The 6,238-nt window shown below is 40.3% G+C and carries 4 protein-coding genes; 2 read left to right on the plus strand and 2 right to left on the minus strand.

Annotated features, from left to right (window positions below; translation table 11 throughout):
* Positions 1–672 (plus strand): hypothetical protein, encoded by a 672-nt coding sequence (locus HYW79_01325; GenBank protein MBI2635166.1) that lies wholly within the window; start codon positions 1–3, stop codon positions 670–672.
* A 30-nt stretch (positions 673–702) separates the two neighbouring features.
* On the opposite strand, the gene HYW79_01330 is transcribed toward HYW79_01325, so the two are convergent.
* The gene (locus tag HYW79_01330) at positions 703–1,029 is read right to left on the minus strand and encodes a hypothetical protein (GenBank protein ID MBI2635167.1); all 327 of its coding nucleotides are present in this window, start codon (positions 1,027–1,029) and stop codon (positions 703–705) included.
* 955 nt (positions 1,030–1,984) lie between these two features.
* Positions 1,985–4,102, minus strand: a complete 2,118-nt coding sequence (locus HYW79_01335) for a hypothetical protein (protein ID MBI2635168.1) — start codon at positions 4,100–4,102, stop codon at positions 1,985–1,987.
* 597 nt (positions 4,103–4,699) lie between these two features.
* On the opposite strand from HYW79_01335, the gene HYW79_01340 reads away from it, so the two are divergent.
* Positions 4,700–6,238: recombinase family protein (locus HYW79_01340; protein MBI2635169.1), on the plus strand; the 1,539-nt coding region annotated here is incomplete at its 3' end.

Here is a 6,238-nt window from a genome sequence, read left to right on the forward strand (position 1 = left end):
ATGAAAACCATAAAACAGCTAATTAAGGAAAAGTTTCCCGACACATACAGCGAGGAACAGCTCGATGAAATAATCGAGAAAAAGATAGCTCGATTCCCTAGTTTTTTATTTACTCCGCTTCAAGAGTTTTTAACAGAAGGCAAAGAGCCAAACATTGAAGTAGAAGGATATTCTTTCAAAGATTTAACGAGCGAGCACGGAATACAGCCGATCGGAGCATTTCTGACCCTCTTTTGGCTTTACAAAGAACCGGATCATGCAAAAGAAGCGTTAAAAAAGGGTCATGACGACGTCCGCATTGGTATGACAGAGAGGATGTTACATCCGGGAATGTACTTCACTAAATCTATTGAGGTTTGGAAGAAAAGTCCCGGAGCAGTAACCGATAAGGAGTTAGTTCTCGCTGCAGAAGAGATGTTGATGGCTGCTGGCCCAACGATTGAATTGATGTGGGACCTTCCTACACACACCGTGAGTTTGTTGGTCAATAAAAAAATTAATGTAGTTGGAATTGTCCGGCTTCCCGATAGGAATCTTTCGCGTGAGAAATTGATTGAAAAATCTCAGGAGCAACTTGGCATTCTCTTATCACTAGATCGGCACATCCCAATTTGGGTTCCTCTTGCCACACTCGGTCCGCAGCCTTACGTTATTTTCGAATATAACAAATAAATGGCGAAGCAAAAACAGTATGGGTATAAATTACGCGTCTCGAAGTTCTGGATATACACGCATAAGCTCGGTTAAAACTTCAGCCGGCACATCAGCGACCACGCCTTTTTCAATGCGACGACGAAGTTCACGAAGCATAGCGGCATGTGACTCTTTGAGCCTTGCCAAAGCGTCAGGCTTTATCCACGTATTACGAGGATCGAGATCTCGACTGGCTTGAAACAACCAATCAAGCAAATGTTCATTTGGAGCATCTTTTAGCCCAGAAAATTTAGCGTAGTCTTTTTCCGCCTCCTCTTGAGAAAAGGATTTTTTCGTCTCCGACACCTTTGGTTGTTCAAACTCTGATTCATCCATAATTTCATTCTACTATAATTTCAAATGACAAACAATTTTCTTACTGCCACGAAATTTTGGAAGCGAGGGCGCGGCGGAAGAGTGTGGGGAGAATTCCGCCATTCCCTTGCAAAAAATAGAGGCGTAGCCCCGCCTTTGGCGGGGCGCGGAGGCGTTCGTCAGAATCAAAAGTTTTTGCTAAAATAGGTTCGAGCTTTGTCGTATAAATACACAAAACAAAATCCCCCCGCAGCTGCGGGGGGATTTTGTTTTGGTGTCTCTATTGTACCAAGTTAGAACCTATTTTCAAAACAAAAGACACTAGCGTTCCCCGCGCGCTACGCGCCTCTGTGCGAAGCACAGAGCTTTCCAAAATGGAAAGTGCGGGAGAACGCAAATACAAAGCGGACGAGGGGAAAGGATTTCGCAAAAATCTCGGCTGATTCTTTTTGAAATTCGCGGGGGTTTCAGATTTGGATTCCGCGCGCAGGAGGGGTCTGGGGAGGAATGCGCGCGGAGCTTTTTTTGGGCGGGGGCTAAAAATTCAAAATACATCAAACATAAAATTGTCTCGGTTATTTCTTTCGCTATGTATTGTCCAAGTCTAAAGGGGATGCACCCTCGGCATCCGCCTCGGGCATTTCCGCTATGGCTACTCGCGCCTAGGTGCCTCTGTGCGGGGATTACCCCGCTCTTCTTGGGGAGAGGAAGTTTCCTCTCCCCGGGTCGGGCGATATACTCCGAGAGTACTCGGAGTACGCCCTCGCCATCCCCACTCTACGCTTTGCATATTTATGTTCGTGGTGTCGCTTTCGCTACTAAACTTATGTGAGTTCGACAACTTCGGCGCTCATCCTTTAGCCATGGACGCTCATAGCGGAAATGCCCGAGGCGGGATACAAATGCGCTTGACCCAGTCCGTCTGATTACAGACGGACTATCCCACCCATTCGCGTGCATAAAACACTCCCTAAAATTACGAGAGCTTTTTTTCTAAGTCTTTATACTCTTTGTTTAGAGTTATTACAGATTCAGGAGCTTTACGGCTTATAACTTCGTTAAGTTGAGTTCTCAGATTGTTAAAAATTTCTTTTGAATTTCCCTGAACATATTTTTGCTCACTGACTAATTTTTCTACAGCAGAATACTGTTGAGTCGGAATACGGAAAGTATATTTTTTTGATAGTGCAGAATAATCCTCATTACTCATTTTGCGAATTTTTTCCTCCAAATCTTTTTGTTCTTGTCTAAATTCAGTTAAATCTTTTTCCCATTTATCTTTTCCAAAAAGTTTTGGTTTGTTTGATTCGTGGTTGGAAATTTTTTGTTTTAGATTTTTCAAATTTTGCTCCTCCGTTTCCCGATCTTTTCTTAATTGCTCTAATTGTTTACCAACAGAAGGGACTTTTATTTCACTTCCATTCAAAATAACTTCTTCATTCGGTAATTCCGATTCTAATTTTATAAGCTCGGACATTAAAGTAAGTGCTTCTTGCTTGTTTTTCTCAATACGAGAAACTTCATTTTCTACATCATTTATACCTCCACCAAAATTCTGCGTTTCAATTTCTTTGCGGAGTTCCTTGCTTTTTTGTTGTGCTTCTATACCAGTTTCTAAATTTTGAACAAGTTTTTGTTTTGTAGTTTCTCGTTCTAAAGATTTTTTCTCAAAATAAGTTTTAGCTTCCTCGTAGGATTTGAATTGCATCAAGCCCTTAACTTTAGTTTGCTCCCAGCTTTGTTCATTCGCATAATATTGCGGTCTTTTTACTCCGTCAAATTTTGTGTAGAGTATATTTTTATGAGCTTTACCTATTCCGCTATTTTCACCTCTAGTAAACTTGTTTATGTCATCTTGAGTTTCAAGCTTTTTTATGTCCTCGGTAAGTTCCTTAATCTGTTCAATTCGTTTTTCAGTGTACTCTTTTAATGCATCAAAATTTAATCTTGGCGGGTATGTTTGAGAATTACGCATCGTTTGCTCAACAAGTTGATTGTCTGTGTCATATTCGCCAAGCATGGCGTATTTTTCATAATCGCCTCCGTAATTCTGAACATAGTTAGGATTAAAATCTACTCCTTTTGCTTTTAATTCCTCAGCCTTTTCTTTTAAAGTAGTTTTAAAAATGTTCGCAAGGTTTTGGAATTCACGAAAAGCTTTATTTGCTTCGGATCCTTTTTCTGGGCTTGCTCTTTCTAAATCTTCCTTAAGGGCTTTATCAATATTCTTGCTTTCTTTATCAGATTCATCAAAAGAGGCTTGTATTTTATTTTCATAAGCTTTTCTAATGGCTTCCTTTACTACTTCAGCTCCATAGGTTTTTTCTAAAACACTCATTTCGTCGGGTAATAATTTAGCATTACGCCAGCCCTCAAACTTTGTTTTTTCGCCTGAAATAGTTATTTTGCTATCACCTCGGTTTAAACTTAAAACTTCTGCTCCAGTTTTTCCGTCTTTAGAAAAAATAACTTGCGCAATATTTTTTTCTAAATTTTTAGAGAGTACTTCTATAGCTTCTTCTTTTCCTTCTGGTGTTTTTAATTTTTCTTGCAAAAGCTCGCCTTCAACAGATTGTATTTTTTCGGTTAATGCTTTCTCTGCGGAATCGTAAGAAAAATTTTCTTCATCAGTATTTACTCCAAGTGTTTTTAGTTTTTCTTTCAACGAACTATCTGCCATTTTTAAATCCGCAGTTTCCTCTTTCGCTTTTTTATAACTAACGACTTCTGGTTCTTCGGCAAATTCTTGATTTTCCACAAGCTGGTCTTTATTTTCAACCCCCATTGTTTGGAGTGCGTCCTTATTTTTATCTATCAAAGTATCTAAGCGAGTAGATTCTTTTTTGGCTTGTTCCTCGGTTTCTTTTGAATACTCTTTCATTCCTTTACCAGTTTTTTCGCCAGATTTCAATTCCAAAGAACCCTTGACCAAATCAAGTTGATTTTTCTGATTCTCAAGCTCTTTAATTCGTGAGCGAATTGGCTCAAGCTCTTTTTCTTGAGACTTTTTCTCCGTTTCTGCTTTGGTTTCTTGCAGATTTTGAGAAATTTTAGACAATTTTTCTTGAAGTGACATATGTCGATATTCTAACATTTTGGGTATTTTTTCTCAATAGCCCCCGCCCAAAAAAAGCTCCGCGCGCATTCCTCCCCAGACCCCTCCTGCGCGCGGAATCCAAATCTGAAACCCCCGCGAATTTCAAAAAGAATCAGCCGAGATTTTTGCGAAATCCTTTCCCCAGAAAATTGTTTTCTTGCGTTCTCCCGCACTTTCCATTTTGGAAAGCTCTGTGCTTCGCACAGAGGCGCGTAGCGCGCGGGGAACGCTAGTGTCTTTTGTTTTGAAAATAGGTTCTAACTTGGTACAATAGAGACACCAGTAAGGAACTCATCGGTTTTTTGGAAGCCAAAATGTGGGACGCGCGAAGCGCGTCCCAAGGATTCCCGCCGAATTTCCCAAACGAATTCAGAATTTTTGGCGCGCTCGCGCGCACTAATTTTTCGCCAAGAGAGAGGTTCGAAATCCCGTGCGATACAAATACAAAAAGAATTTTTGTTGTTTTTTCAAAAGTGATATAATGAAAGTGTTGCAACTGATTTATTAGCTAATTAGCGAAAATGGCTATTTCAGTAATCTTAATTAGCGTTAAGGTTGCAACACTGAAATAGCCATTTTCGCTTTTGTATATTTATGGAAAAACAAAAATTCTTTTTGTATGCTCGCAAGAGCACCGATGTCGAGGATAAGCAGGTTTTAAGTATTGACGCACAGCTCACCGAATTGCGCTCATTTGCCCGAGAGCAGAATTTGGAGGTCGTTGAGGAATTTATAGAAAAGCAATCTGCTAAAATTCCTGGCAGACCTATTTTCGGGCAAATGTTGAAACGTATTGAACGAGGCGAGGTTAGTGGAATCGTATCTTGGCACCCCGATCGCCTCGCGCGCAATTCGGTGGACGGAGGACAGATTGTCTACTTCCTCGACATCGGAAAAATTGCGAGCCTAAAATTTCCCTCACATTGGTTTGAGAATACTCCGCAAGGGAAATTTAGTTTGTCTATGGCTTTTGTCCAAAGCAAATACTATGTAGATTCTCTTTCCGAAAATACGAAACGCGGACTTCGCCAAAAAGTGAGAATGGGTATATTTCCAAGCCAAGCGCCAGTGGGATATCTCAATGACAGCAGAACAAAGACAATCGTAGTTGAGAAAAAGAAATCTAAAATTGTGCGCTTGGCTTTTGAACGATATGTCAAAGGTAATCAAAGGTTAGAAGATATTGCGGAATTTTTGGCGAAATCCGGCGTTACAACTAGAACCGGGAAGAGAATCTCCAAAACCAAAGCGTCTTTTATCCTCTCTAATCCGTTTTACATTGGATTATTCAAATATGGTGGTGAAATCCACGAAGGAAAACACGAGCCAATCATTTCTAAGAAACTTTTTGATGAAGCACAGGAAATGTTGAAACTTCGTGGACAACCTGAGCGTAAACCACAGAACGAACCGCAACCATATTGCGGACTTATTTCCTGTGCTTCGTGTGGAATGATGATAACTGGCGAACATAAATTTAAACGGCAGAAAAATGGTAATGTTCACGAATATACATATTATCGTTGTTCTAAAAAATCTAAAACTATCAAATGTTCAGAATCTGCCGTTAGAGAAAAAGAACTTGACCGCCAGTTATCAACTCTTATTCAAAAAGTTTCTTTGCCCAAAAACTGGGCGGAAGAATTGTTAAAAATGGCAGAAAAAGATTTTAACAATTCCGCCCCGTCTTTGACTGCTGGTGTGAAAGAGAGCGAAACAAAAATATCGGTCATTTCACAAAAGCTAGAGCGACTTCTTACAGGATATTTAGATCAAGTTATTGACCAACCAGATTATTATTTACAAAAATCAAAATTACTTTTGCAAAAGAAGTCGCTCCAAGAAGAAATGACCTCTCTTTCACACAAGCAGAATGATTGGCTCGAACCGATGAAAGAATGGATAAAAGACGCACAAACACTGGACGGAATCGCACGGGATACTGACCTTTTTAAGAAAAAGGTCAAAGCCAAAGAAATCTTTGGCTCGAACCTCTCTCTTGGCGAAAAATTAGTGCGCGTGAGCGCGCCAAAAATTCTGAATTCGTTTGGGAAATTCGGCGGGAATCCTTGGGACGCGCTTCGCGCGTCCCACATTTTGGCTTCCAAAAAACCGATGAGTTCCTTACTGGTG

The organism is Parcubacteria group bacterium (assembly GCA_016186325.1).
Taxonomy (GTDB): Bacteria; Patescibacteriota; Minisyncoccia; order UBA10092; family UBA10092; genus JACPHB01.

Coding starts and splice junctions, on each gene's coding strand:
- HYW79_01325 (MBI2635166.1), top strand. CDS start 1: ATGAAAACCATAAAACAGCTAATTAAGGAAAAGTTTCCCGACACATAC.
- HYW79_01330 (MBI2635167.1), bottom strand. CDS start 1,029: ATGGATGAATCAGAGTTTGAACAACCAAAGGTGTCGGAGACGAAAAAA.
- HYW79_01335 (MBI2635168.1), bottom strand. CDS start 4,102: ATGTTAGAATATCGACATATGTCACTTCAAGAAAAATTGTCTAAAATT.